This is a genomic window from Micromonospora sp. NPDC048986 (assembly GCF_040649335.1).
GTDB lineage: Bacteria > Actinomycetota > Actinomycetes > Mycobacteriales > Micromonosporaceae > Micromonospora > Micromonospora alfalfae.
In genome coordinates this window covers 64,120-89,030 of record NZ_JBEZFJ010000011.1, presented here as the reverse complement: position 1 = coordinate 89,030, position 24,911 = coordinate 64,120, and the positions used below count along the sequence as shown (strand labels likewise).

Here is a 24,911-nt window from a genome sequence, read left to right as displayed (position 1 = left end):
CGCCGGCCTGCCCTCGCTCCTTCACAGAGCGTGGAACAGGCCGGCGAGAAGCTGACGCGGTGGCGCGGACTTCACCTGCCGCAAGGGCTGCGTCGCCAGCGCCACCGGTCAGAGCGATCGTCGTGTGACCGGCGTCACGGCGTGGTCAGGCTGAACTGCCGCACTGTGACGGCGCCACCGAGCGACTGTGTCGCGTGGTTGAAGATGGCGAACCGGTAGCCCATGAAGAACTGCCAGTTGTTCGCCAGCGTCAGGGCGTTGCCGAACGAGGTGAAGTTCACCCCGTCGGTGCTGTACGAGAAACGGGCCTGCCGACCGGATCCGGGTCTGATGTCGGCGTTGGCCCGCAACCAGATCCGGCCACCGGAGACGGCGGTGCTCGCCACCTCGCTGCCGGTGCTTGTGGTGTTCCAACTGCCGTCCATCGTCAGCCCGTTCTGCATGACCAGCCGGGTGGATCCGTTGTCCCGTCGGACTCCGATCCAGGCCGACGAGTTACGCAGCACCGCCAGGCCGGTGCGATCACCGTCGCGCATCGTGGAGTAGTCCAACTCGATCGTCGCGGTCGAGGTGGGGCCCTGGATGCGGTGGGTCAGCGTGTTGCGCGCCTTGTACAGGTCGCCGGTGACGGTGGCGGTCTGCAGGTTCAGCCCGTTGTTCACCGACCACTTGCTGTTGTCCGGGTTGTGGTTCCACTCCCACTGCGGCCCGAGCGTGGTGCCGGCGAACGTGTCGGTGCCGGTGAGTGGCTTGACGGCCCGGGGCGGCGCGGGCAGGTTCGGCTTCGGGTACGAGCTGCCCCACGTGCCGTTCACCGTCTGCAGCACGGGCCAGCCGTCGCCGGTCCAGGTGATCGGTGCCATGGCCGGCATCCGACCACCGGGGTACGCGTCGACGAAGGACATGTAGTACCAGTCGCCGTTCTGGGTCTGCACAAGCCCACCCTGGTGCGGCACACCGCCACCGGAGATCGGGCCGGGCAGGTTGAGCAGCACCTGCCGCTGCTCGTACGGGCCGAACGGGCCGTTCGTCGACTTGAGCACGTACTGGCCGTTGGCCGGGCGGGTGAGCCAGATGTAGTAGGCGCCGTTGCGCTTGTAGAAACGCGCGCCCTCCAGCGTCCCGATGCTCGACGGCGTCTGGTACACCTGCTGGGCGCGGACCTGGGACTTCCCGTCGGCGGACAGCTGCGCCACGCTGATCGTGCCGTTGCCGTACGCCACGTACATGGTGTCGTTGTCGTCGATCAGCATCCCGGCGTCGTAGTAGCAGTTGGGGATGGTGGTGTGCTTGCTCCAGGTGCCGTCGACGGCGGACGCCGTGTAGATGTGGGTCTGCGCGAAGTCGATGCACCCGGCCCAGTAGTAGGTCCGGTTGCTCGGCCGGTAGTTCAACGTCGACGCCCAGATGCCATCGACGTAGGCGTTACCACCGCTCATGTCGTACTTCGACCCGAAGTCGAGCTTGGGCACCGAGTGACCGGCGAACTCCCAGTTGACCAGGTCGTACGAGCGCAGCACCGGCGCGCCGGGCGAGTAGTGCATGGTGGACGCCGACATGTAGTAGGCGTTGTCCACCCGGATGATGTCGACGTCGGCGAAGTCCTGCCAGACCACCGGGTTCGAGTACGTGCCGTTCGACGGGGGTGGCGTCGTGGGGTCGGTCCCGCCGTCGATGCGGACGAGCTGCCACTGCTGGTTGGTGCCGTTCCAGTCGTCGTACTGCACGATGTTGCCACCGTCGGCGGTCGAGGCGCCCTGCACCTCCATCGCCTTGTTGCTGTTGCGGTTGATCAACCGAACGTAGCCGCCGTCCGAGTCGGCCAGCCGGAACTGCTGGTTGGTGCCGTTGTTGTCGCTCCACTGCACGACGCTGGCACCGTTGGCGGTCGAGCGGCCGGAGACGTCCAGCACCTTGCCCGACAACCTCGACTTGAGTCGGTAGTAGCCGCCTCCGGAGTCCACGAACTGCCACTGCTGCTGGTTGCCGTTGTTGCGCGTCCACTGGGTGATCCGCGCGCCGTCGTTCGTGGCCAGGTTGTACACGTCCACGGCCTTGCCACTGTTGCGGTTGACCAACACGTACCAGGCGTTGGTGTCGACGGTGGCCGCTGACGCGGGCGACGAGGCGACGGCCACAGCCGCGCCACCGACCACCAGCACCATCGCGGCGACGGCGAGTCTCGACAGCCACCCGCGCCGTCGTGGCGCACCCCGGGGAACCCGACCGATGGAAAGCATGATCCTCCTCTGCTGACGCGAACCGTGCGGTCTGGGTCGGCGTCCGCGGCACCGGGCGGGGCACCGAGCTGACCACGCCCGGCCATGTGATCGCTAACACCGATCGCCCGGCCGTCGCGGTGACGAGGTGCCGAAACCGCGGGGTAGGACGCGCGCGCGGCCGGACCAGCCAACGACATCGACCATCTTGGTTATAGACTGTGAGCGATAACATGCTGTTAGTCAAGGCGTAACACAACCGCCTCGTGACCCGGCTGGCGCACACGCGAACGGGTGGTCCACCCCCGCCCGCAGGCAGGGGTGGACCACCCGTTTTCCGGACGATCCGACCGCGCGAATCAGAAGCCGCGGGCCAGCCGGTAGTAGGCCTGGTTCCAGCGCAGCTCGTCGGCGAAACGGCGGGGCTCCGTGGCGGCGTCGATGACGACGAGTTCGGTGCGGCTCATCTCCGCCAGGTCGTGCAGCTCCTCCACGCCCACCGCCTGTGACAGCACTGTGTGGTGCGGCGCGCCCGCGGTGATCCACGCCTCGGCCGAGACCGGCAGGTCGGGGCGCGGACGCCAGACGGCACGGGCAACCGGCAACCGGCGCAGCGGCTGCGGCGGGGCCACCACGTCGATCTCGTTGGCCACCAGTCGGAACCGCTCCCCCATGTCGGACAACCCGAGCACCACGGCCGGACCGGGTGCGGCGTCGAACACCAGCCGGACCGGGTCCTCACGGCCACCGATGCTCAGCGGATGGATCTCCACGTTGGGCACGTCGGAGGCGATCGTCGGGCAGACCTCCAGCATGTGGGCGCCGAGCACCAGCTCGTTGCCCGGGGTGAGGTCGTAGGTGTAGTCCTCCATGAACGACGTGCCGCCGCTCACGCCCACCGACATCGCCTTGAGGGTGCGAACCAGGACCGAGGTCTTCCAGTCGCCCTCACCGCCGAAGCCGTAGCCGTCCGCCATCAACCGCTGCACGGCGATGCCCGGCAGCTGACGCAGCCCGCCGAGGTCCTCGAAGTTCGTCGTGAAGGCCCGGAACCCGCCCGCGTCCAGGAAGGCGCGCATGCCCAACTCGACACGCGCGGCGTACCGCAGCGAGTCGTGCTGCTCGCCGCCGGGCAGCAGCTCGCCGACGATGCGGTAGGTGTCCTCGTACTCCTTGACCAGGTCGTCCACCTGCGCGTCGGTGACCTCGCCGACCACCTCGACCAGGTCGTTGACGCCGTAGGTGTTGACCGAGACCCCGAACCGCAGCTCGGCCTCGACCTTGTCGCCCTCGGTGACCGCGACGTCGCGCATGTTGTCACCGAAGCGGGCCAGGCGCAGCGACCGCATCGCCGACCAGCCCAGCGCGGCGCGGGCCCAGGCCCCGATCCGAGTCGTCACCCGCGGGTCGCTGACGTGCCCGGCCACCGTCTTACGGGCCACACCGAGACGGGTCTGGATGTACCCGAACTCACGGTCGCCGTGGGCGGCCTGGTTCAGGTTCATGAAGTCCATGTCGATGTCGTTCCACGGCAGCAGAACGTTGGCCTGGGTGTGCAGGTGCAGCAGCGGTGTCTGCAACGCGTCCAGACCGGAGATCCACATCTTGGCCGGTGAGAACGTGTGCATCCAGGCGATGACCCCGACGGCACCCTGAGCGGCGGCGTCCCGGCAGACCTGCAGAATCTCACCGCTGTTGGTCAGGACGGGCTTCCAGACCACGCGGGCGGGAATCTGCGGCGAGTCGTCGAGCGCTGCCGCGATCTGGCGAGACTGCTCGGCCACCTGGCGGAGCGTCTCCTCGCCGTACATGCCTTGGCTGCCGGTGAGGAACCAGATCTCGGGTTCGGTGTGTGGTGCCATGGAGTTGCCTTCCGCGAGAGGGGCGGTCACTTGTAACGGATTCCGATGAGGCGTTGAAGGAGGATGAACGCGAAGAGCAGACCACCAATCACGATCTTGGTCCACCAGGAGTTGAGACTCCCGTCGAAGGTGATGAGGGTCTGGATCACGCCGAGGACCAGCACGCCCAGCACCGTGCCGAAGACGTAACCCGCGCCGCCGGTGAGCACCGTGCCACCGATGACGACGGCGGCAATGACGTCCAGCTCCATCCCCACGGCGATCAGCGGCGCGCCGGAGAGGGTGTAGAAGGACAGCAGAATCCCGCCGATGGCCGAGCACAGGCCACTGATCGTGTAGACGGCGATCCGGGTCCGCCCCACCGGCAGGCCCATCAGCAGCGCCGACTGCGGGTTGCCGCCGATGGCGTACACGTTGCGTCCCAGCCGGGTGTAGGCCAGCGTGTACGCGGCGATGACGACCACCACGAAGGCGATCAGCACGCTGATCGACACGAAGTTGCCCCGCGGGTCCCCGATCCGCTCCTGCGACATCGAGGTCCAGAACCCGTCGGTGATCGGGATCGACGCGCCGGAGATGAAGGTGCACATACCCCGGGCGAAGAACATCCCGGCGAGCGTGACGATGAACGGCTGGATCTCGAAGAAGTGGATGACGCAGCCCATCAACAGGCCGAGCGTCGGACCGATGAGCAGGGCGATGACCAGCACCAGCGCCGCCGGCATGCCGTCCCGCAGCAGCGCCGCCGACACCATCGCCGTCATGGCGACCACCGAACCGACCGACAGGTCGATGCCACCGGTGAGGATCACGAAGGTCATGCCCACCGCGACGACGAGCAGGAAGCCGTTGTCGATGAAGACGTTGAAGATGACCTGGACGTTGGAGAACGCCGTGTACTGCGAGACGCCGATGCCGTACATCACCAGCAGCAGGGCGAGCGTCGCCAGGACCGGTATCTGCTTCCTCGGCAGCCGGAACCGGGTCCGACCGGCGGCGGTAAGCGTTCCAGTGGTCATGCCGGCACCTGCTCCTTCGGCTTGTCGGCGATGGTGGCGGGCGGCGGGACGTTGCGCCTCCGTCGGCTGAACCGGGCCCGGAAGGCCGGCGCCTGGATGAGGCAGACGGCGATGACGACGACCGCCTTGAACAGCAGCGAGGTCTGCGGCGAGATGTCCATGGCGTACACAGTGGTGGTCAGGGTCTGGATGATCAGCGCGCCGATGATCGTGCCACTCAGGAAGAACCGGCCGCCCGCGAGGGACGTACCGCCGATGACGACAGCGAGAATCGCGTCCAGCTCGACCCAGAGGCCGGCGGCGTTGCCGTCGGCGCTGGAGACGTTGGCGGTCATCATGAAACCGGCGACCGCGGCACAGGCGGCGCTGATCACGTACGCGAGGAAGATGACCCGACCGGACCGGATGCCGGCGAGCCGGCTGGCCATGGCGTTGCCACCCACCGACTCGATGATCATGCCAAGTGCGGTCCGACGGGTGAACGCGGCGACCAGCAGAGCCGCGGCGAGCGCGATGAAGATGGCCAGCGGCAGTGTCAACGCGTGGCCCAGGCCGATCGCCCGGTACGGCTCCGAGTTGATGGTGATGATCTGACCCTCGGTGATCAGCTGGGCGAGACCCCGGCCGGCGACCATCAGGATCAGGGTGGCGATGATCGGTTGGATCCCGATGACGGCCACCAGCACCCCGTTCCAGGCGCCGAGCACCAGCGAGACGCCCATCGCCATCGCGAGGGCGGTCACCACCACGCCAAGGCTGTTCTGGTCGGGCTGCTTGCTGATGTACATGCAGGCGATCGCGCCGCTGATCGCGCAGAGCGAGCCCACCGACAGGTCGATGCCGCCGGTGGAGATGACCAGGGTCATGCCCAGCGCGACGAGGATCAGCGGTGCGCTCAGCCGCAGGATGTCGATCGGCGTGCCGTACAGGTGCCCGTCCTTGAGCTCGATGGACAGGAAGCCAGGCCGGTAGATCGTGTTGGCGGCGAGCATGACGAACAGCACGGCGGCGGGCCAGAACAGCCGGTGACCGATCATCGTCCGATAGCGGCTCATGGTGTCGTTCATCGGTCTGCCTCCTCCCGGTGGGATCCGCTGGCGATGGTCTGCATGACGCGGTCGGCGTCCAGGCTCTCGTCGTTGGCGAGCTGCGCGACCATCTGCCGGTCCCGCATCACTGCCACCTTGTGGCTGAGGCGCAGCACCTCCTCCAGCTCGGCGGAGATGAACAGCACCGCCATGCCACCGTCGGACAGCTGCGTCACGAGCTTCTGGATCTCGGTCTTCGCCCCGATGTCGATGCCCCGGGTCGGCTCGTCGAGAATCAGCAGCCGCGGCTCGGTGATCAGCCACCGGGCCAGCAGCACCTTCTGCTGGTTACCGCCGGAGAGGTTGCGTACCGGCACCTCCGGGTCGGCGGGCCGGATGTTGAGCGCCTTGACGTACTTGTCGACCAGCTCGTCCTGGCGGCGACGCGGAATGGGACGCAGCCAGCCACGGGCCGCCTGCATGGCGAGGATCATGTTCTCGCGGACCGACAGGTCCGCGACGATCCCCTCGGCCCGGCGGTTCTCCGAACAGAAGCCCACGCCGTGGTCGATGGCCTGCGCGGGGGTGCGCAGGCTGCTCGCCGTGCCGTCGATCGCCACCTGACCGCCGTCGGTGCGGTCGGCACCGAACAACAACCGCGCGACCTCGGTACGCCCCGAGCCCAGCAGGCCGGCCAGGCCCACCACCTCGCCGGCGTGGATGGTGAGGCTGAACGGCTCGACAGCACCCGCCCGACCGAAGTTCGACACCGCCACCAGGGGGGTGCCCTCCTCCAGCGCGGCCAGGTCCCGCCGGGAGTGCTCCTCGATGCCCTCCAGGACGTCGAGCTCCTTGCCGATCATCTTCTCGACCAGGGAGAGCTGGGGCAGCTCGGTGGTGAGGTACTCGCCGACGAGCCCGCCGTTGCGCAGCACCGTGATCCGGTCGGAGATCTCGTAGACCTGGTCGAGGAAGTGGGTCACGAACAGGATCGCGATGCCCTCGTCGCGCAGTTGGCGCATGATGCGGAACAGTTGCGCCACCTCGCCGGCGTCGAGGCTGGACGTCGGTTCGTCCAGGATCAGCACCCGAGCCTTGATGTCGATGGCGCGGGCGATGGCGACCATCTGCTGGATCGCCAGCGAGTACGAACCGAGTGGCGCGCTGACGTCGAGGTCGAGGTCGAGGCGGGCCAGCAGGGCTCGGGCGCGGCGCCGAACCTCACCCCAACGGACGGCGCCGAAGACCCGTGGCTCACGACCGATGAAGATGTTCTCCGCCACCGAGAGGTTGGTGCAGAGGTTGACTTCCTGGAAAACGGTGCTCACACCGGCGGCGGTCGCCTGCATCGGCCCGGTGAACGACACGGGCTCGCCGTCGAGGGTGATCGCGCCCTCATCGGTGTCGTAGACGCCGGTGAGCACCTTGATGAGGGTGGACTTGCCGGCGCCGTTCTCGCCCATCAGGGCGTGCACCTCGCCGGGGAAGAGCCGGAAGTTGACGTCGTGGAGTGCGCGCACCCCGGGGAAGGACTTGCTGATCCCGGTCATCGTCAGGACCGGACGGCTATCCGTCATCCCATCAGACCTCTTCTGGGTTGTCGACACGGAAGGGCCGCTACGCTCCCGCCACGCCCGCCCGGTCGTCCCCGGGGGGCCGTTCGGGCGGGCGTGGTACGGGGGTGGTCGCGGGCCAAGCCCGGTCCGTTTCGGGTAGGAGAGCGACGCGGCGGGGCCGCCACGTGAACGCGGCGGCCCCGTCGTCAATCAGTACTTACGGTTGGGCAGAGCTTCCTTGGCCTGCTCGGTCGTGAAGGTGGTCTCCTCGGTCTCGATCCGAGCAGGCACCTCCTCGCCCGCGTGGACCTTCTTGGCCAGGTCCATCAGCTGCGGGCCGAGCAGCGGGCTGCACTCCGCGATGAAGTTGAACTTCCCATCGGCGAGAGCCTGCATGCCGTCCTTGACCGCGTCGACGGTGATGATGGTGATGTCCTTGCCGGGCACCTTGCCGGCGGCGGTGATCGCCTCAAGCGCGCCCAGACCCATGTCGTCGTTGTGCGCGAACAACACGTCGATCTTCGGGTTGGCCTTGAGGAACTGCTCCATGACCTGCTTGCCGCCGGCCCGGGTGAAGTCACCCGGCTGGGAAGCGATGATCTTCAGGTTCGGGTTGGCGGCGATCGCCTCACCGAAGCCCTTCTTGCGATCGTTCGCCGGCGCCGCACCGGTGTTGCCCTGCAGCTCGACGATGTTCACCGGGCCCGAGGCGGTCTTCTTCTGCTCGACCAGCCACTCACCGGCGAGCCGGCCCTCCTTGACGAAGTCCGAGCCGAGGAAGGTCTTGTACAGCGACTTGTCGGCCGAGTCCACCGAGCGGTCGGTCAGGATGACCGGGATGTCGGCGTCCTTGGCCTCCTTGAGCACGGTGTCCCACCCGGACTCCACCACCGGCGAGAAGGCGATGACGTCGACCTTCTGCTGGATGTAGTTGCGGATCGCCTTGATCTGGTTTTCCTGCTTCTGCTGCGCGTCGTCGAACTTCAGCTCGATTCCGGCTGCCGTGGCGGACTCCTTGATCGAGGTGGTGTTCGCGGTACGCCACCCGCTCTCGGCACCGACCTGGGAGAAGCCCATCGTGATCTTGCCGTCGTCCTTGGACCCGCCGCCGCCGGTGTCGCTATTGCCGCAGGCCGCCACGCCGCCGACCAGCAGCACGCTGGCGAGGACCGCGGCAGCGCGCCACGGAGCGGACTGCGTTCGCATCTTTCCCATCGAATCTCCTTGGCTGGATGTGGTGGGTAACCGCGCCAACCGCCGAGGTGCGAAAGAGCGGCGTACGCGGGTGGTGCGTGCTGGTGCGTCGTGGTGCAGACCGACGGGTCCCGGGTTTATCGGTGCAGGGTCAGGAGCCCGTCGGTGCGACTGGTTGCTGGCCGTAGACGTTCTGGTAGCGGTCGTAGAGCGAGTCGATGTCGGCCTGCGCCATCGGGACCGGCTGCCCGAGGGTGTGGGCCAGGTGTGCGGTACGGGCCACGTCCTCGCACATGACCGCCGCCTTGACCGCCGCGCGGGCGTCCCGGCCGATCGTGAACACGCCGTGGTTGCGCATCAGCACCGCTGGCGAGCGGTGCCCGGAGAGCGTGGCGACGATGCCCTTGCCGATGTCGTCACCACCGATCAGCGCGAACGGCCCGATCGGGATCTCCCCACCGAACTCGTCGGCCTGGGCGGTGAGGTGGCAGGGGATCGACTCCCCACACGCGGCCCAGGCGGTCGCGTACGAGCTGTGCGTGTGCACGACCCCGCCGACCTCGGGCATGGCCCGGTAGACATAGGCGTGGGCGGCGGTGTCGCTGGACGGGGCGAAGTCGCCCTCGACGAGAACACCGTCGAGGTCACACACCACCATGGTGGCCGCGGTGAGGTCGTCGTAGCTCACCCCACTCGGCTTGATCACCATCAGGTCCTGGCCAGGGACACGCGCGGAGACGTTGCCGGACGTCCAGGCGACCAGGTTGTACCGGGTCAACTCGGCGTGCAGGCGGGCGACGGTCTCGCGCAGCTCGGCGATCTGTCGGGTCACCTCGGCGTTCACGCCACCACCTCCAGCGGGGCCTCGTGCGGGGTCGCGGCGGTCTCGACCGCCGCGTTGCGGATCGCCCGCAGTCGGAGCATGACGTCGTTGCCGCCACGTCCGAAGTGGTCGTGCAACGCCCGGTACTCGGCGTAGAGGGCGTCGTAGGCGCTGGCCCGCTCGGGGTCCGGACGGTAGACGGCCTCGTGCACCCGACCCATCGCCTGCGACGCCTCGTGGATCGAGGGGAACTCACCGGCGGCGACGGCGGCGTGGATCGCCGAGCCGAGCGCCGGCCCCTGCGCCGAGGCGATGATGTTCAGCGGTCGCCTGGTCACGTCGGCGTAGATCTGCATCAGCAGCGCGTTGTTGGTCAGACCACCGGCGATCACCAGGTCGTTCACCGGAACTCCGGCGTCGACGAACGCCTCGATGATCATCCGGGTGCCGTACGCGGTGGACTCCAGCAGGGCCCGGTAGATGTCCGCTGGCCGGGTGGCCAGGGTCATGCCGACGATCATCCCGCTGAGGTCGTGATTGACAAGCAGGGAACGGTTGCCGTTCCACCAGTCCAGGGCGATCAGGCCGTGCGCGCCGACGGGCTGACTCGCGGCCAGCTCGGTGAGGCGAACGTGTGAGTCGACGCCGGCCGGGGCGGCGTGCTCGACGAACCAGCCGAAGATGTCGCCGACACCGCTCTGCCCGGCCTCGTAACCCCACGCGCCGGGGCTGATGCCGCCATCCACCACACCGCACATGCCGGCCACCTCGGCGACCTCCGCGCCGTTGACGACGTGGCAGGTCGAGGTGCCCATGATGGCGACCAGCCGACCGGGCTGCACCGCCTGCGCGGACGCCGCGGTGACGTGCGCGTCGACGTTGCCGACGGCCACCGCGATCCCCTCCGGGAGGCCGGTCCAGGCGGCGGCCTGGGCGGTGAGCGCGCCGGCCCTGGCCCCGAGGGGCAGCAACGGGCCGTCAAGCTTGGCCACGAAGTCGCCGAAGTTGGGGTTGAGCGCGGTCAGGAAGCCCTTCGAGGGGTAGTGACCGTCCTGCAGGATGCCCTTGTAGCCGGCCGTGCAGACGTTGCGGGTCTCGGTGCCGCAGAGCTGCCAGACGATCCAGTCGGCCGCCTCGATGAAGCGCTCGGCCCGGTCGTAGACCTCCGGGTCCTCCTCCAGGATCTGCAGGCCCTTGGCGTACTGCCACTCGGCGGAGATCTTGCCGCCGTACCGGCCGATCCACGGCTCGGCCCGCTCATGGGCGAGCGCGTTGATCCGGTCGGCGTGCGGCTGCGCGGCGTGATGCTTCCACAGCTTGACCCAGGCGTGCGGGCGGTCGCGCAGCTCGGGGGTCTCGCACAGCGGGGTGCCATCGGCGAGCGTCGGCAGCACGGTGCAGGCGGTGAAGTCGATGCCTATGCCGACCACCGCCGCCGGGTCCACCCCCGCGGCGGACACCGCCGCCGGGACGGCGTAGCGCAGAACGTCGCGGTAGTCCTGCGGGTTCTGCAGGGCCCAGTCCGGGGGCAGCGTTCGACCTCCCGGAAGCGCCGTGCTGATCACGCCATCGCCATACTCGTGCACCGCGGTCCCCAACTCGGCACCATCGCCGACACGGACCACCAGAGCTCGCCCGGACAGGGTGCCGTAATCGACACCGACGACGTAGCGGTCGTCAGCTCCGTCCACACGGTTCATGTTCACCTCCACCGTTAACGGGGATAGTGTTAACGCTCACATCCAGGCTCGTCAAGACATCTACCCGCAACAGCTCCGTAACGGAACGCGAAAGGCGCACCGAGTCGGGAGGGTAGATAGCGGACCGGTGCAAACCTCGACATTCCGCCCTCAACTGCGGTAACCATCCGACGAATGGGGTCCGAGTCGGGTACGAGTGCCACCCGGAGACCCGCCGACCGGCGGCGCGACAGGCCCAGTGCGCCGCACATTGCGACAACGCCGTCCGATAGCGACCACTTCTCCCCCGGCGATGATGGCAGCGATAAAATTCCCGTGCCGTCGCGGCCGGGTACTCGAATCGGCCAGGCAGCCATCGACGACCGTGCGCGCTCCTGACTGAGCGCCCCGGAGGGCGACGCGCCCGGCGTGAAGCCGGACGGCGGCCCGGTGTTATCGATAACATTCAACGTCTGGGTGCGCCCGCGCCGCCCGGTCGGCCCGTGCGCCCAACGGCGCGTCGCGCGGCCCCGAAAGCAAGATCTACTAGTGCTCACCGGAGTCGCGGGGTCCGCGGCGCAGTGATCGGCCGACTTCACGAAATCCGAGTCGATCACGCGCCCGCGCCACCGGCTCCACCGCCCCACCACGCGCCCGCGCCACCGACCCGCCGCCCCACCACGCGCTCTCGCCCGCCGCTCGCAGGACGCCACGAGCCGGCGGCCCGACCCCTGTGGGCCGAGCCGCCGGCTCTCCGTTGCGGTGCTGACGAGACGCGCCGGTCGGATCAGGCCTTCCGGTTGCGGTTGTACAGGGCCTTGGCCCACAGGAAGCAGCCCACCGTGATGACGGCACACCAGACGACCGTGATGATCCCGTTGGCGCCGATCCCGGTACCCAGGAGCAGGCCGCGAAGGGTCTCCATGACGGGCGTGAAGGGCTGGTAGTCGGCGAACACCCGTACGGCGGTCGGCATGGAGTCGGTGGGGACGAACCCGCTGCCGAGGAACGGCAGGAGGATCAGCGGCATGGGCAGGTTGCTGGCCGTCTCGACACTGTCACTGACCAGACCGAGGGCGACGGACAGCCAGGTCAGCGCGAAGGTGATCATGGCGAGGACGCCGATCGCGGCGAGCCATTCAACCGGGTTGGCAGTGGGCCGGAACCCCACCAGCAGCGCCACGACGGTGACCGCCGCGAGGCTGAGCATGGTCTGGACCAGGCTGCCCAGTACGTGACCCGTCAGCACCGACGGTCGAAAGATCGCCATCGTGCGGAACCGGGCGATGATCCCCTCGGTCATGTCCATCGCGACCGAGATGGCGGTGCCCTGCGCGGCGCTGACCACTGTGATGAGCAGGATGCCGGGGGTGACGTAGTTGGCGTACTGGGAACGGTCGCCGGACGGGCCGAGACCGGCACCGAGCGTGCCGCCGAAGACGTAGACGAAGAGCAGCAGGATGATGATCGGGATGCCGATGAGCAGGAACGTCATCGACGGGTACCGCCGCATGTGCAGCAGGTTGCGCCGCAACATGGTGCTCGAGTCGCGGACGGCGAGGGAGAGGGTGCTCATCGCGCGGGAGCCCTTTCGTGGTCGGGTCGGCCGGCCCGGGTGTCGGGCTGACCGGTGAGGGTGAGGAAGACGTCGTCGAGGTCGGGGGTGTGCACGGAGAGGCCCGCCACGCTGATCGAGGCGCGGTCGAGTTGGTCGAGCAGGGATCGCAGCGACCCGACCCCGCCGTCATTCGGCACCTGGAGGGTGAGTGCCGCGTCGTCCCGGGTGGCGGCCTCGAACGTCCGCGCCGCGGAGTCGAGACCCTCCTGGTCGGCGAACTGCAGGACGACGTGGCCGCCCGGGATGAGCCGCTTGAGTTCGCGCGGCGTGCCCTCGGCGATCAGCCGGCCGTGGTCGAGGAACGCCACCCGGTCGGCGAGCTGGTCGGCCTCCTCCAGGTACTGCGTGGTGAGCAGGATGGTCACGCCCTCGGCGGCGAGCGCGCGGATGATGTGCCACATTGCCCGGCGGCTGCGCGGGTCGAGGCCGGTGGTCGGCTCGTCGAGGAAGATGACGCGGGGCTCGCCGACCAAAGTCATCGCGAGGTCGAGCCGGCGACGCATGCCGCCGGAGTACGTGGACACCGGCTTGCCCGCCGCGTCGGTCAGGTCGAACTGGTCGAGCAGGTGGGCGATCCGCCGCCGACCGGCGGCCCTCTCCAGGTGACACAGGTCGGCCATCAGGGTCAGGTTCTCCCGACCGGTGAGCAGGCTGTCGACCGCGGAGAACTGGCCGGTGACGCCGATCAGCGCGCGTACCGCGTCGGGCTCCCGGGTCAGGTCGTGGCCGAAGACGCGGGCGTTACCGCCGTCGGCGTCGATCAGGGTGGAGAGGATCTGCACCGTGGTGGTCTTGCCGGCGCCGTTCGGACCGAGCAACGCGAAGATGGTGCCCTCGGTGATCATCAGGTCGATGCCGTTCAGCACGACCTTGTCGCCGTAGGACTTGCGCAGGTCGGTGGCGACGATTGCGGGGTTCATGGAGCTGGTCATGGTCTCCTCCTCTGTGGTCGGCGGGGCGGTGGGTCAGGCGCGGCGGATCATGATGTCGCCGTAGGAGGTGTTCGCCCGGACCTCGACCGTCTCGTCGGTCTGCGCCGGGCTGTCGGTCGACTCCAGCGCGTTGTGCACGCGGCCGTGCTTGGAACTGACGTCGAGCCAGGCGGCGGTCCCCCGACGGATGCCGACCTCGATCGCGCCGTAGGAGGTCTGTGCGTCGACAGCGCCGCGGGTGACCTCACCCAGCCGAAGGTTGCCGTAGGCGGTGCGCGCCGTCACCGAAGCCTGCGCGGCGTCCACCGTGATGTCGCCGTAGGCGGTGTTGATCCGGACGTCGCCACCGCTGCGGCCGATCCAGCAGTCGCCGGACGAGTTCTTGATCTCGGCGGTGCCGTCGACCGCGCCGATGCGCACCTTGCCGGACGATGCCTTCACCCGGGCGGAGCCCAGTACACGCTCGACCGCAACCTCGCCGTGGCTGCTGTCGATCTCCAACGGACCGGTCTCGTCGAGTCGGATGCCGCTGCCGGTCTTGATCCGACACTCGCCGAGCCGACCCTCGCAGCGGAACGCCGCCCACCCCGCCTCGGCGTACACCCGTGACCCGGTCGGCACCTCGATCTGGACGTCGACCGACGGCCCGGGGCCGAACCCGTAGCGGCGCCAGCTCTTCGGCACCCGGATCACCAGTCGTCCGGCGGCGAACTCGACTGTGCTCTGTTCGGCGGCGCTCACGTCGGCCTTGCTCGACGGGTCGCGGGGCCGCACCGTCACCACAGTGTCGGTGCGGTCGCTAGCGGCGATCCAGGCATCGCCGATCGGCAGCTCGATCTGGACGGAAATCGGTTCTGGTGTCTCGAAAACAGGCATGGTGGTCTCCCGAAAGGTGGTCGGCGGAGGTCGCCGCTGGTCAGCGGCGTGGTGGTGGAAGGGGTACGGGGGAGTTAGCGGGCCCAGCCGGTGAAGTGCTGGCCGGAGATCGGCTCCACCCGGCGGGATGGACGACGCTGCGCGTCGCCCGCCCCGATGGCGCCGGCGACGGCGCGCACGAGCCAGGCGTTGACCGACAGCCCGGCGCGGCCGGCGGCGTCCTCGACGCTGGCCTTCAGATGGTCGGGGAGCCGCAGGTTGATCCGCGAGGTGCCGCCGTCGTCACCGTCGGGCGCGGTCACCGGCACCGACAGCGGTGGTGGGCCACTGGGCTCACTCGCCACCTCGACCGGCGGGCTGGCCGGCGTCACCACGAAGTCGGGCTCGCGCCCGCGCAACCGAACGTGCACCGAACCCGGCGCGAGGTCACGGGTGATCTCGTCGGCCGCGTCGGACAGCGCTTCGAGGAGGGTGAGACGGGTGGCCGCCTCCAACTGCGCGAAAAGTCGCTCGGCCAGCGCCCGGGCCTCCGGGTCCACGCCCTCAGCGGCCACGGCGAACTCGTCACGCAGGTTCTCGACGTATGACCTCAGTTCCATGGCACCATCATGGCATCACTTTGGCTCAGAACGCTACAGCGTGGCTCAGGGAGACGCCGCTACCTGGCTCCGCCGAGGTCAGCTCGCTCTCACAGGTCACCGAAGAGCCTCCGGACCAGATGATTCGCGTCCTCCTGGCTCAGCCCGGTGGCGACCAGCAGGTCACTGACTGTCGTCCGGACCTGTGCCACCACCACCGCGCCGGAGAAGCCGACGCCGTCCCGATAGGCGTGCCCAGCCGTGCGGACCGCCCGCAGCGCCTGCTCCCGGGCCCGGTTCGGCTCGGCGCCGGCGGCGAACTGCCGCTTGAGCAGGCGGACCGCCTCGGCGAGATCGGCCACCGCCGTCGGCAACGACTCCGGCACCGGCTCGCCGTCCTCGATGAGCGTCACCGACCGTCGGATCAGGGTGCCGCTGTTGCGCACCGCCCGGTCGATCGGCTCCGCCGCCTGCGCGTAGCGGCCCACCGGCCCGCGCCGTTGATGCCGGTACACGGGTGACAGGGTGCTCGCCTCCCGGGCGCCCTGGGTCGCCTCGACGAACGCCTTCAACCGGCCCGCGCTCTGCCGCAGCTCACCCCGGGCGGTACGGGCCCGAGCGGCATCCCGCTCGGTCAGCGCCTCGGCGGTGGCGTCGAGCTGGGTCGCGAGGAGATCCAACGCCGGCCGCGCGGCCCGGTTGAGCACCCGCAGCGGGTTCAACGGCAGCAACACGGCGGTGACCAGCAGCGCCACCCCTCCCCCGATGAGCGCGTCCACGAACCGGGGGATCTCCAGGTCCCGGACGGCCGGGCTGAGCGTGACGATGAGCACCGCCGTCGCCCCCGCCTGGATGACCACCGCCGCGCTACCCGCGAGGAAGAGCGCGACGACGATGGCCAGCACGACGATCAGGGCGAGTTGCCACCACCCGGTGCCGATCACCAGGAGGAGCAGGTCGCCGATCAGCACCCCGACGGTGACACCGATGATCAGCTCGACGGTGCGACGCAACCGCTGGCCGACTGACGCGGCGAGGGTCGAGACGGCGGAGATCGGCGCGAAGACCGGCTGCGACACATGCAGCAGCGAATGCGCCACCAGCCAGGACAACGCCGCGGCCAGGCCGGCCTGTAGGGCGAGGCCGCCGATGGTTCGGACCCGACGGACCCGGTCGCGCAACGCGACCACCAAGCGGTCCCCCCACCGGGCGACGGTCGACGGGCCCGCGTCCGCTCCGCGCCGACCGGCAGCGACCATGGCGGCACCTACCCCGCCACGACCGGATCAATCATCGCCGGCACGGCCCGGCCGTCCTCAGCGCGAGGCGAGGGTCTTCTCGGCGTACGCCCAGAGCCGGTCGGCCGCAGCCGGGTCCAGCGCGTGGGCGGCGACTCCGCCGGTGGCGTCGGGGCCACCGGGAATGACCTCGGCCTCCTGGTTGTCGTCGAAGTACCGGCCGCCGACGCCGTCGAGCAGGGGTGAGCCGGCGAGCAGCACTGTGGTCGACGCGCCCTGGTCGGGCTTCTTGTAGTACTCCGCCTCGATGAGGTTGCCCGCTTCGTCCATCGCGCCCATCGCGCGCATCGTGTCGTCGTCGATGTGGCGCTGGAGGTTGGTGAAGATGTACCCGGGGTTGAGGGCGTTCGCGGTGATCCCGTCCCTCTCCCACTGGCGGGTGATGCCGACCGCGAGCAGGACCTCCGCGGTCTTCGACTGGCTGTAGGCCGACCACGGGTCGTAGGGGCGCCGCTCGAACTGCGGGTCGTCGAAGTCGAACGGCGCGGCAAGGTGTGCCCCGGAGCTGACCATCACGACCCGGGCCGCGTGGGCGGCCCGCAGGCTGTCGTGCAGGCCCCGGGCCAGCGCGAAGTGGCCGAGGTGGTTCGTCGCGAGCTGGAGTTCCCAGCCCACGGCGGTCAGTTGGCGGGTCGGGATCGCCATGATTCCGGCGTTGGCCACCAGCACGTCGAGCGGGCCCTGCCAGGCCGCGACGAAGGCGTCGACCGACGCCAGGTCGGAGAGATCGAGGGCGGACGACCGGACCGTGCCAGGTCTGGCACCGGTGGCGAACTCCTCGGCGAGCCGGTCGGCCGCCCGCGGATTCCGGGTCGCGATGGTGACCTCGGCGCCGGCCCCGGCCAGCGCGCGCACCGTCTCCACGCCGATGCCGGAGGCACCCCCGGTGACGATCATCCGGCGTCCGGTGAGGTCGACACCGTCGAGGACCTCGGCGGCGGTGGTGCGGGCGTTGAACGGGGTGGTGAGGCGTGCGTTCGCTGTCATGAAACCCAGGCTACGAACGCTCGGACCGGACTGCCTATAGTCTGGGGTCCTTCATACTTTCGTGAGCGTCCAGAAAAGGTGGGGATGGATCCGCTGGAGGATGTGCTGGCCCTGCTCGGCGCGACGAGCCACGTCTCCGCCGGCCTGGTCGGGGGCGGACGCTGGGCCGTGGGTTTCGACCCTCCCGCCGGGGCCAAGTTCAACGCCGTCCGGCGGGGCCGATGCTCGCTACGGGTCGACGGCCACGCCGAGCCGATCAACCTCGGTACCGGCGACTGCTTCCTGCTGACCCGACCGGCGGCCTACACCCTCTTCAGCGATCCCGATGTGCCGGTCCAGCCCGCGTACCCGATCTTCGCCGCCGCCACCGACGGTGTGGCGCACGTCGGCGACGGTGACGACGTGTTCCTCATTGGCGGTGCCTTCACCCTGGGCGGACGGGCGCGCAGCCTCCTGCTGGACAACCTCCCGCCGGTCATCCACGTCCCCGCCGACACCCCGGAGGCCGGTACCGTCCGGTGGGCCCTCGGCGAGATCGACGAGGAACTGCGGTCCACGCGACTCGGCTCCCACCTCGTCGCCGAGCACCTGGCGCTGGTCCTGCTGATCCGAGTCCTGCGGCTGCACCTGGCCCGCGACGAACAGCCCACCACCGGGTGGCTGGCCGGCCTCACCGACCCGGTTGTCGCCCCCGCGCTACGCGTGATGCACGCGCGACCCGCGCACGGGTGGACGGTGGACGAGGTCGCCCGCGCGGCCACCGTCTCCCGGTCGACGCTGGCGGCCCGATTCAAGAGGGTCGTCGGGGTGGGCCCACTGGAGTATCTGACCGGGTGGCGGATCGAACTCGCGGCCGATCGCATCCGGCACAGCTCCGACACTGTCGCCACCATCGCCCAGGCCGTCGGGTACGGCTCGGAGAGCGCGCTCAGCGTGGCCTTCAAGCGCACCACCGGCCTCTCGCCACGCGCCTACCGCACCGAGCTGGCGAAGGCGGGCCGGAACGACGTACCCGAACCGACAGTGACCGCCGGTCGAGCACGGCTTGGGCGGTAGCGCCCCACCCGGCCGAGATTGAGGGCAGCCGGATCGGGTAGACCCGGCTCTGCAGCCCCGAGCGTGACGTCGGGCCGGGTCGCGGGACGAGGGCTGCAAGACGCCTCGGGGGGACGTCGGATGGATCAGCGCGGTTGAGCGGGCCGGACGACTCCGGCAACGTCGTGGAGCTGCGGGTGCACGGGGTCTCCGGCGCGAGCGCCGCACAGGTTCTGGACCTGCAACAGATCGGGCAGGTCGCCGGTGACCGCAGTGGCGGTTTCTACCGGCCGCGCCCCCCGTACTCGCAGGACACCGGCGCGCACGGTGTGACGCTTGAGGCGTACCGCTGGGGTGATCTGCCCTCCGGAACCGTGGCTCGCACCCTGGCGGTGGTCTTCCTGCTCCCCTTCATGCTGGTCAACGTCGCGATCTGGATGCGCCCGGCGAACCCCGGGTCGGAGGCGGCGGTCAAGTCCCTGTGCCGGGTGCTGGCGCTCACGCTCACCGTGCTCTACGTGCTCGCCGTCGCCGGCGTCGCCCTGGATCTCGTTGGTTGGCAGTGCCTGGCCTCGCCGGACTGCCACTCCGGACGCAGTTGGTTGTCCTGGCTGAGTGGGCGGCCGGTCGGCCTGCGGTTGGCGGTGCTCGCGCTGGTCCCGGTCGCCGCGATCGGCCTGATCTGGCGGGTCAGCTGCCGGCCGGGGCGGACCTTCGAGGCGTTTCGGGCACCCGACCAGGGCAGCGCCGCGCCTCGGCTCGGCACCGTCGGTCAGTGGGACGCCGAGCCGCTGGTGGGACGGTTGCGCGCCATCCACGTCGCCGCGGCGTTCGCGACGCTGGACCTCGTCCTGCTCCTGGCCCAGGGCGCGAATGACGCGTCAGCGGCCACGCTCGCGCTGACGGCGATCACGGGGGTGATCCTGACGGGGTGCGTGGGGCTGCTCTGCACACCACCGCTGATGGACCGGTCCCCCGGCGACCGGCGGCTCGACCGGATCACCGGCACCCTCCGGAACGCTGCCATCATCCTGACCGTGGTCGTCGTGGCACACGCGCCGACCAGTTCGCGGCCGTGGTCGCAGCAGCACGGGCTTCCCGGCTACGACCGGACCCTTACCGGTCTGTTCGCGGCTCAGACGACACTGTTGGCCGCCCTGGGCGTGGTGCTGCTCTGGCACCGGCGCCGCGAACGCGGCGCCACCCCGCTGTTCGGGCTGGGCGCTCTCGTTGTCGTCGCCACCGGCATCAGCATGGCGGTGGCGTACTCCGCCGAGCTGGTCTACCGGGTGGCGGACTTCCTGGATCGCGACGTGCCGACCGGGGAGGGCATCGCCACCGGACCGCCTGCGGCCTACACCTGGGCGATCCACGGCTTCTTCCGCGCATTGTTGGGCACCGCGATCGTCGCCGGCCCCGTCATCCTGCTCTCCCGCCGGAGTCGACGCCGGGCCGCGGCGGCGATCGTCGCGCGCGACTTCCCGAACCCGCCGGCCGGGGCAGGACCCCGACTGCGACAGGTCCGAGACGCGATAGCCCGGGCTCGCTTCACCGAGAAGCTGATGCCGTTGGCAGTGGTCTACAGCTGCCTCGCCGGACTCGGCACGGCCACCACCACGATCGGCCTGCTCGCGCACCTCCCGGGCGACCTCATCGAGCCGAACATCGGGTTGCCGGCGGCGGCGGTCACGTTCACCATCGCGTTCGGTAGCTGGGTGATCGCGGCGATCATCCTCGGTCTGATCATCGGCGGAATCTTCGCGTACCGCACCGAGCCGTACCGCCGACACGTCGGCGTCCTCTGGGACCTCGGCACCTTCTGGCCCCGGGCCGCCCACCCGTTCGCGCCGCCCTGCTACTCGGAGCGGGCCGTGCCGGAGCTGGCCCGCCGAATCACCTACCTGGTCGAGCGCGGCGACGCGGTGCTGCTCACCGGGCACAGCCACGGCTCGGTTCTGCTCGCCGCCACGGTGCTCCAACTGCCACCGCAGGTCGGCGCCCGGGTCGCCCTGCTCACCCACGGATCCCCGCTGCGCCGCCTCTACGCACGGCTCTTCCCCGCGTACGTCGACGGCGCGGCACTGCACGAGATCGGCCGGCGGGTGGGTTGGCGCTGGGTGAACCTGTGGCGCGACACCGATCCCATCGGTGGCTGGATCTTCTCGCCGCATTCCGCACCCGCGCCGGCCACCACCGGCGACCCGGCCGCCGCTGTGGATCGTCGACAGCGTGACCCCTGTGACGTGGTGGCACCCCCGGGGGACAGCGTCGCCCCACCCATCCACGGGCACTGGCAGGGCGAGTCCGACGAGCCGTTCACCAAGGCGGTAGCGGAGTTGGTGCGGCGCCTCGGTGGGCGGGCCGGTCCGCCCGGGACACCGGGGTAGCGGGCTGGGTCAGTGTCCCCGGCCCGCCCGGGTGCGCCAGTCGTCCAGGGATGTGCCGACGAGGCGGGCGCCGTCGGCCGGGACGAGCGAGCGTTCGCCCAGCTTGGCACCGAAGTACCGGGCGTCGGGGTCGGCCACCACCGACCGACGGTCCTGCGTGGCGGCGAGCAGGGATCGACCCAGTTCGTCGAGGCGGAACTGCTCCGGGCCGGCGACCTCGACCACTGAGTTCGTCGGCGCGCCGAGCGCGACCTCGCAGACCGTGGCCGCGACGTCGTCAGCGGCCATCGGCTGAATGAGCACCGGCGCGAGGTGCACGGTGTCGCCGTCCGTGGCGCTGTCGATGATGCCCTGAAGGAACTCGAAGAACTGGGTGGCGTGCACCACCGAGTACGGGAGTCCGGACGCGACGATGAGCCGCTCCTGGGCGACCTTCGCACGCATGTACCCGCTGTCCGGGATCCGGTCGCACCCCACGATGGAGAGCGCCACGTAGTGGTTCACCCCGGCCTCCGACGCGGCGGCGAGGAGCGTCCGGGTCGAGGTCTCGAAGAACTCCAGTACGGCGGCGTCCTCGAACGACGGCGAGTTCGACACGTCGACGACGACCTCGGCGTCGGTGAGCGCATCGGCAACTCCCTCGCCGGTCAACGTGTTCACGCCGGTCTTCGGCGATGCCGGCACCGCCTCGTGGCCCTGAGCGGCGAGACGGTCCACGAGCTTGGAACCGATGAGGCCGCTGCCCCCGATGACGACGATCTTCATGGTCGCACCACGTCCTGTCTGCACTGGGTTGAATCGTGCTGCCAACCAGTAAGACGGAAAGCGTGCACAGATGCAGGACAATCGCCGGAGAACAGTTCGACGGAGATGAGGAGGTCGACGTGGCCGTCGTGTCCCACCCGGTGTTCGCTCGGGTCTACGAGCGGCTCAGCGTCGCCATGGACCGTGCCGGCACGGCGGCGTTCCGGCGGGACCTGGTCGCCGGCCTGTCCGGCCGGGTGATCGAGATCGGCGCGGGCAACGGGCGGATGTTCGCCCACTACCCGCCGGGGGTGACCCAGGTCCTCGCGATCGAGCCGGAGCGGCGTCTGCGTGCCGCCGCCGAGCGCGCTGCGTCGAGCGCGCCGGTTCCGGTCACTGTCGTCGACGGTCTGGCCGAGGCACTGCCTGTCGGGGACGGCGAGTTCGACGCGGCGGTGGTCGCGTTGGTGTTGTGCACAGTGCCCGATCAGGCGAGCGCGTTGGCCGAGATCAGCCGGGTGGTGCGCCCCGCGGGCCAGGTGCGGTTCTTCGAGCACGTGGCTGCCGAGGAGGCCACCGGCCTGCACCGCGCCCAACGACTGCTCGACGCCACACTGTGGCCGAAGCTGTTCGCCGGCTGCCACACCAACCGCGACACCGTTGCCGCCATCGGCGCGGCCGGCTTCGAGGTGGAGCAGCTGCGCAGGTTCCGTTTCCCGGCCACCAGTAACAGCCCCGCCTCCCCCTGCGTCCTCGGCCGCGCGATCAGGCCGGTCCCGACGGCCCGATGATTTGCCGAGGTTCATTCAACCGCCTGGCCGCACCCGCCCGCCTGTCGCGCAAGCGGCGAACACGAACGCGAATGTCGGTCCAATTCAGATAGATGCCGTCGGCTATTGTCCCGTTTCGCTCTCATTTGAACACCTGACGTGATGTGGTAATCAGCGCGCTTCTCGGCGCCATACAGGCCGTATCACGCAGGACGCCACTCGCTGGACGTCTCCTGCGAGTAGTACCCACGGAGGGTGTTCTGTGACAGCTAAACCCAAACACTGGCTACGGCGGCGAGTCGTGCTGCCGTCGCTCGCGGCTGGCGCAGCCGCCACAGTGGCAGCCAGCCTGCTGCTCTTCAGCTCGACCGCCGCCAACGCGCAGGAGGCACCGGTCAACCTGGGGACGGCGGCCGACTTCTCCGTCCTGGCCGGAGCGGAGCCGACCAACACCGGTCCCAGCTTCCTGGCCCAGAGCCTCGGGCGGTTCCCCGGAAACACCGCGGCCGGCTTCGGTACGGCGACCATCGGCGGCGAGGTACACCTCGGCGACGCGGTCGCGCTCCAGGCTCAGAGCGACCTGACCATCGCCTTCAACGACGCCGCCGGCCGGACCCCGTTCACCAACCTCCCGGCGGAGCTGGGTGGCAACACGCTCAACGAAGGGGTCTACCGGATCGGGGCCGCCCAACTGACCGGACCGTTGACGCTCAACGGCCAGGGTGACCCGTCGGCCGTGTTCATCTTCCAGGTCGACTCCTCGCTGACGACGGCGTCGAACAGCAGCGTGGTCCTGATCAATGGGGCTTCGGCCTGCAACGTGTTCTGGAAGATCGGCAGCTCGGCGACGATCGGCACCGGCACCACCTTCGTGGGCACCATCATGGCTCAGGCCGCGATCACGATGGCCACGGGCGCGACCCTCCAGGGCCGCGCGCTGGCGCGCACCGCCGCCGTCACCCTCGACACCAACGTCATCACCGCGCCGATCTGCGCCGGGCCGACGGGCCCGCCCGGACCGACCGGCCCGCCCGGGCCCACCGGTCCGCCCGGCCCGTCGGGCAGCCCCGGAGCGCCCGGCAGTCCCGGAGCACCCGGCAGCCCCGGAGCACCCGGTAGCCCCGGAGCGCCCGGCAGCCCCGGAGCACCCGGCAGCCCCGGAGCACCCGGCAGCCCGGGAGCGCCTGGCGCACCCGGCAGCCCCGGAGCACCCGGCGCACCCGGCAGCCCCGGAGCGCCCGGTCCGTCCGGGCCCCCCGGAGCACCTGGAGCACCCGGAGCACCCGGAGCACCCGGAGCACCCGGGCCCCCCGGAGCACCCGGCAGCCCTGGCGCACCCGGTCGACCTGGCGGTGGCGGCGAGCGCCCCATCCTGCCTGTCACCGGCGGCGGCGCGGTCCCGGCCCTGACCGGCGTCGGGAGTGTGCTGGTCGTGCTGGGCGCGTTCGCGTTCTTCCTGGCCCGGCGTCGACGCCTGGAATCCTGATCGGTGGCCCGGCCGGTGTGATCCCGGCCGGGCCACGTCACGTCGTCGGCCCGCTCCCCACCGGTAGCGGGCCGACGACGCGTTCGCCACTGACTGTCGCGGCGGCCGTCCGCGCCTCGCACGGCCTCACCGGCGGGGCAGCCCGGCCAGCCAGACGTCCAGCTCCGCCGGGGAGCGCAGCAACACCACCGGCGGCGCGGACGGGTCGGCCTGCCAGGCCCGCATCCGCCGTCGGGCCCGGCCGAACGCGGTGACGTGCCAGACCAGGATCGAGTCCCGGGACAGCACGCTGCTCAGCGACTCGCGGTTGCCGTTGCAGATCACCTCGCCGGTGACCACCCGGCGAACGGTACGGCGGAGTAACCGCCCGAACGAACGCCACCGTGGATAGTCCAGGCCGACGACCAGATCGGCGCGGGCCATCGGGACGTCCCGCCAGCCGTGGTACGCCCCGTCGACGATCCAGCGGTCCCGTCGGCAGATCTCCTCGATCCGGCCACGTTGCTGGGTGACCGGCACCTCGACCCAGCCCGGTTGCCAGAGCAGATCGTCCACCGGATACCAGGGCAGTCCGAGGTGTTCGGCCAACCGCGCCGCGAGAGTGGACTTGCCGGAGCCGTACACCCCGTAGACCAGGATGCGCCGCGGTGCGCTCATCGCGGCAGCGTACGTCGTGAAGGAAAATCGGTTGTCGTGCCTGGCGCGCCTCGGCCAGAGTGACGTCCATGACGTACTGACGGACTCCACCCCCTGCTCCGCGCCACCGGTGATGCCTCCCGGGGGCCGCGACGCCGTCCGCTTTGACGTTCGCAGCCAGAGA

The 24,911-nt window shown here is 70.0% G+C and carries 20 protein-coding genes; 4 read left to right on the top strand and 16 right to left on the bottom strand.

The window, feature by feature from the left end; genetic code table 11:
• Positions 1–134 precede the first annotated feature (134 nt).
• The 14 genes from AB0B94_RS22395 to AB0B94_RS22330 form a co-directional block, all read right to left on the bottom strand.
• Positions 135–2,240, bottom strand: a complete 2,106-nt coding sequence (locus tag AB0B94_RS22395; RefSeq protein WP_357283209.1) for a family 43 glycosylhydrolase — start codon at positions 2,238–2,240, stop codon at positions 135–137.
• 338 nt (positions 2,241–2,578) lie between these two features.
• On the bottom strand, positions 2,579–4,081 hold the full coding sequence (gene araA / locus AB0B94_RS22390) for an L-arabinose isomerase (protein ID WP_091401160.1): 1,503 nt from the start codon (positions 4,079–4,081) through the stop codon (positions 2,579–2,581).
• Between the two features lie 26 nt (positions 4,082–4,107).
• On the bottom strand, positions 4,108–5,100 hold the full coding sequence (gene yjfF, locus AB0B94_RS22385; RefSeq protein WP_357283205.1) for a galactofuranose ABC transporter, permease protein YjfF: 993 nt from the start codon (positions 5,098–5,100) through the stop codon (positions 4,108–4,110).
• The gene (locus AB0B94_RS22380) at positions 5,097–6,167 is read right to left on the bottom strand and encodes an ABC transporter permease (RefSeq protein WP_238669239.1); all 1,071 of its coding nucleotides are present in this window, start codon (positions 6,165–6,167) and stop codon (positions 5,097–5,099) included. Before AB0B94_RS22380 ends, yjfF begins: the two co-directional genes overlap by 4 nt.
• Complete coding sequence (locus AB0B94_RS22375; RefSeq protein ID WP_357283202.1) at positions 6,164–7,705, bottom strand: sugar ABC transporter ATP-binding protein; 1,542 nt, start codon at positions 7,703–7,705, stop codon at positions 6,164–6,166. Before AB0B94_RS22375 ends, AB0B94_RS22380 begins: the two co-directional genes overlap by 4 nt.
• 189 nt (positions 7,706–7,894) lie before the next feature.
• Complete coding sequence (locus AB0B94_RS22370) at positions 7,895–8,890, bottom strand: ABC transporter substrate-binding protein (protein WP_357283708.1); 996 nt, start codon at positions 8,888–8,890, stop codon at positions 7,895–7,897.
• A 139-nt stretch (positions 8,891–9,029) separates the two neighbouring features.
• The gene (locus tag AB0B94_RS22365; RefSeq protein WP_238669237.1) at positions 9,030–9,722 is read right to left on the bottom strand and encodes an L-ribulose-5-phosphate 4-epimerase; all 693 of its coding nucleotides are present in this window, start codon (positions 9,720–9,722) and stop codon (positions 9,030–9,032) included.
• The gene (araB, locus tag AB0B94_RS22360) at positions 9,719–11,401 is read right to left on the bottom strand and encodes a ribulokinase (RefSeq protein WP_357283198.1); all 1,683 of its coding nucleotides are present in this window, start codon (positions 11,399–11,401) and stop codon (positions 9,719–9,721) included. The genes AB0B94_RS22365 and araB overlap by 4 nt, the downstream gene beginning before the upstream one ends.
• A 766-nt stretch (positions 11,402–12,167) precedes the next feature.
• On the bottom strand, positions 12,168–12,956 hold the full coding sequence (locus AB0B94_RS22355) for an ABC transporter permease (protein ID WP_357283196.1): 789 nt from the start codon (positions 12,954–12,956) through the stop codon (positions 12,168–12,170).
• Positions 12,953–13,930 carry an ATP-binding cassette domain-containing protein gene (locus AB0B94_RS22350; RefSeq protein ID WP_357283193.1) on the bottom strand — a complete coding sequence of 326 codons (978 nt, stop codon included), beginning with the start codon at positions 13,928–13,930 and terminating at the stop codon, positions 12,953–12,955. The genes AB0B94_RS22355 and AB0B94_RS22350 overlap by 4 nt, the downstream gene beginning before the upstream one ends.
• 33 nt (positions 13,931–13,963) lie before the next feature.
• Positions 13,964–14,806: a DUF4097 family beta strand repeat-containing protein gene (locus tag AB0B94_RS22345; protein ID WP_357283191.1), complete on the bottom strand. Its 843-nt coding sequence runs from the start codon at positions 14,804–14,806 to the stop codon at positions 13,964–13,966.
• A 74-nt stretch (positions 14,807–14,880) separates the two neighbouring features.
• On the bottom strand, positions 14,881–15,405 hold the full coding sequence (locus AB0B94_RS22340; protein ID WP_357283189.1) for a hypothetical protein: 525 nt from the start codon (positions 15,403–15,405) through the stop codon (positions 14,881–14,883).
• An 89-nt stretch (positions 15,406–15,494) separates the two neighbouring features.
• Entirely contained in the window at positions 15,495–16,643 is a 1,149-nt protein-coding gene (locus AB0B94_RS22335) for an FUSC family protein (RefSeq protein WP_357283186.1), read from the bottom strand.
• A gap of 57 nt (positions 16,644–16,700) precedes the next feature.
• The gene (locus AB0B94_RS22330; RefSeq protein WP_357283184.1) at positions 16,701–17,669 is read right to left on the bottom strand and encodes an SDR family NAD(P)-dependent oxidoreductase; all 969 of its coding nucleotides are present in this window, start codon (positions 17,667–17,669) and stop codon (positions 16,701–16,703) included.
• 84 nt (positions 17,670–17,753) lie between these two features.
• Here AB0B94_RS22330 and AB0B94_RS22325 point away from each other — a divergent pair, with 84 nt between their 5' ends.
• Both AB0B94_RS22325 and AB0B94_RS22320 read left to right on the top strand, forming a co-directional pair.
• Positions 17,754–18,725, top strand: coding sequence for an AraC family transcriptional regulator (locus AB0B94_RS22325; protein ID WP_357283182.1), 972 nt, complete (start codon positions 17,754–17,756; stop codon positions 18,723–18,725).
• A gap of 134 nt (positions 18,726–18,859) precedes the next feature.
• Positions 18,860–21,091 (top strand): hypothetical protein, encoded by a 2,232-nt coding sequence (locus AB0B94_RS22320; RefSeq protein WP_357283178.1) that lies wholly within the window; start codon positions 18,860–18,862, stop codon positions 21,089–21,091.
• Positions 21,092–21,100: 9 nt separating this feature from the next.
• On the opposite strand, the gene AB0B94_RS22315 is transcribed toward AB0B94_RS22320, so the two are convergent.
• Positions 21,101–21,856 (bottom strand): SDR family oxidoreductase, encoded by a 756-nt coding sequence (locus AB0B94_RS22315; protein ID WP_357283176.1) that lies wholly within the window; start codon positions 21,854–21,856, stop codon positions 21,101–21,103.
• Between the two features lie 119 nt (positions 21,857–21,975).
• Between AB0B94_RS22315 and AB0B94_RS22310 the strand changes: the two genes are divergently transcribed.
• Together AB0B94_RS22310 and AB0B94_RS22305 are read left to right on the top strand one after the other, a co-directional pair.
• Entirely contained in the window at positions 21,976–22,626 is a 651-nt protein-coding gene (locus AB0B94_RS22310; protein ID WP_357283173.1) for a methyltransferase domain-containing protein, read from the top strand.
• 241 nt (positions 22,627–22,867) lie between these two features.
• Positions 22,868–24,091: an ice-binding family protein gene (locus AB0B94_RS22305; protein WP_357283171.1), complete on the top strand. Its 1,224-nt coding sequence runs from the start codon at positions 22,868–22,870 to the stop codon at positions 24,089–24,091.
• Positions 24,092–24,217: 126 nt separating this feature from the next.
• Here the strand turns inward: AB0B94_RS22305 and AB0B94_RS22300 are convergent, their stop codons facing one another.
• Positions 24,218–24,748: an adenylate kinase gene (locus AB0B94_RS22300; RefSeq protein WP_357283168.1), complete on the bottom strand. Its 531-nt coding sequence runs from the start codon at positions 24,746–24,748 to the stop codon at positions 24,218–24,220.
• Between the last annotated feature and the right edge of the window lie 163 nt (positions 24,749–24,911).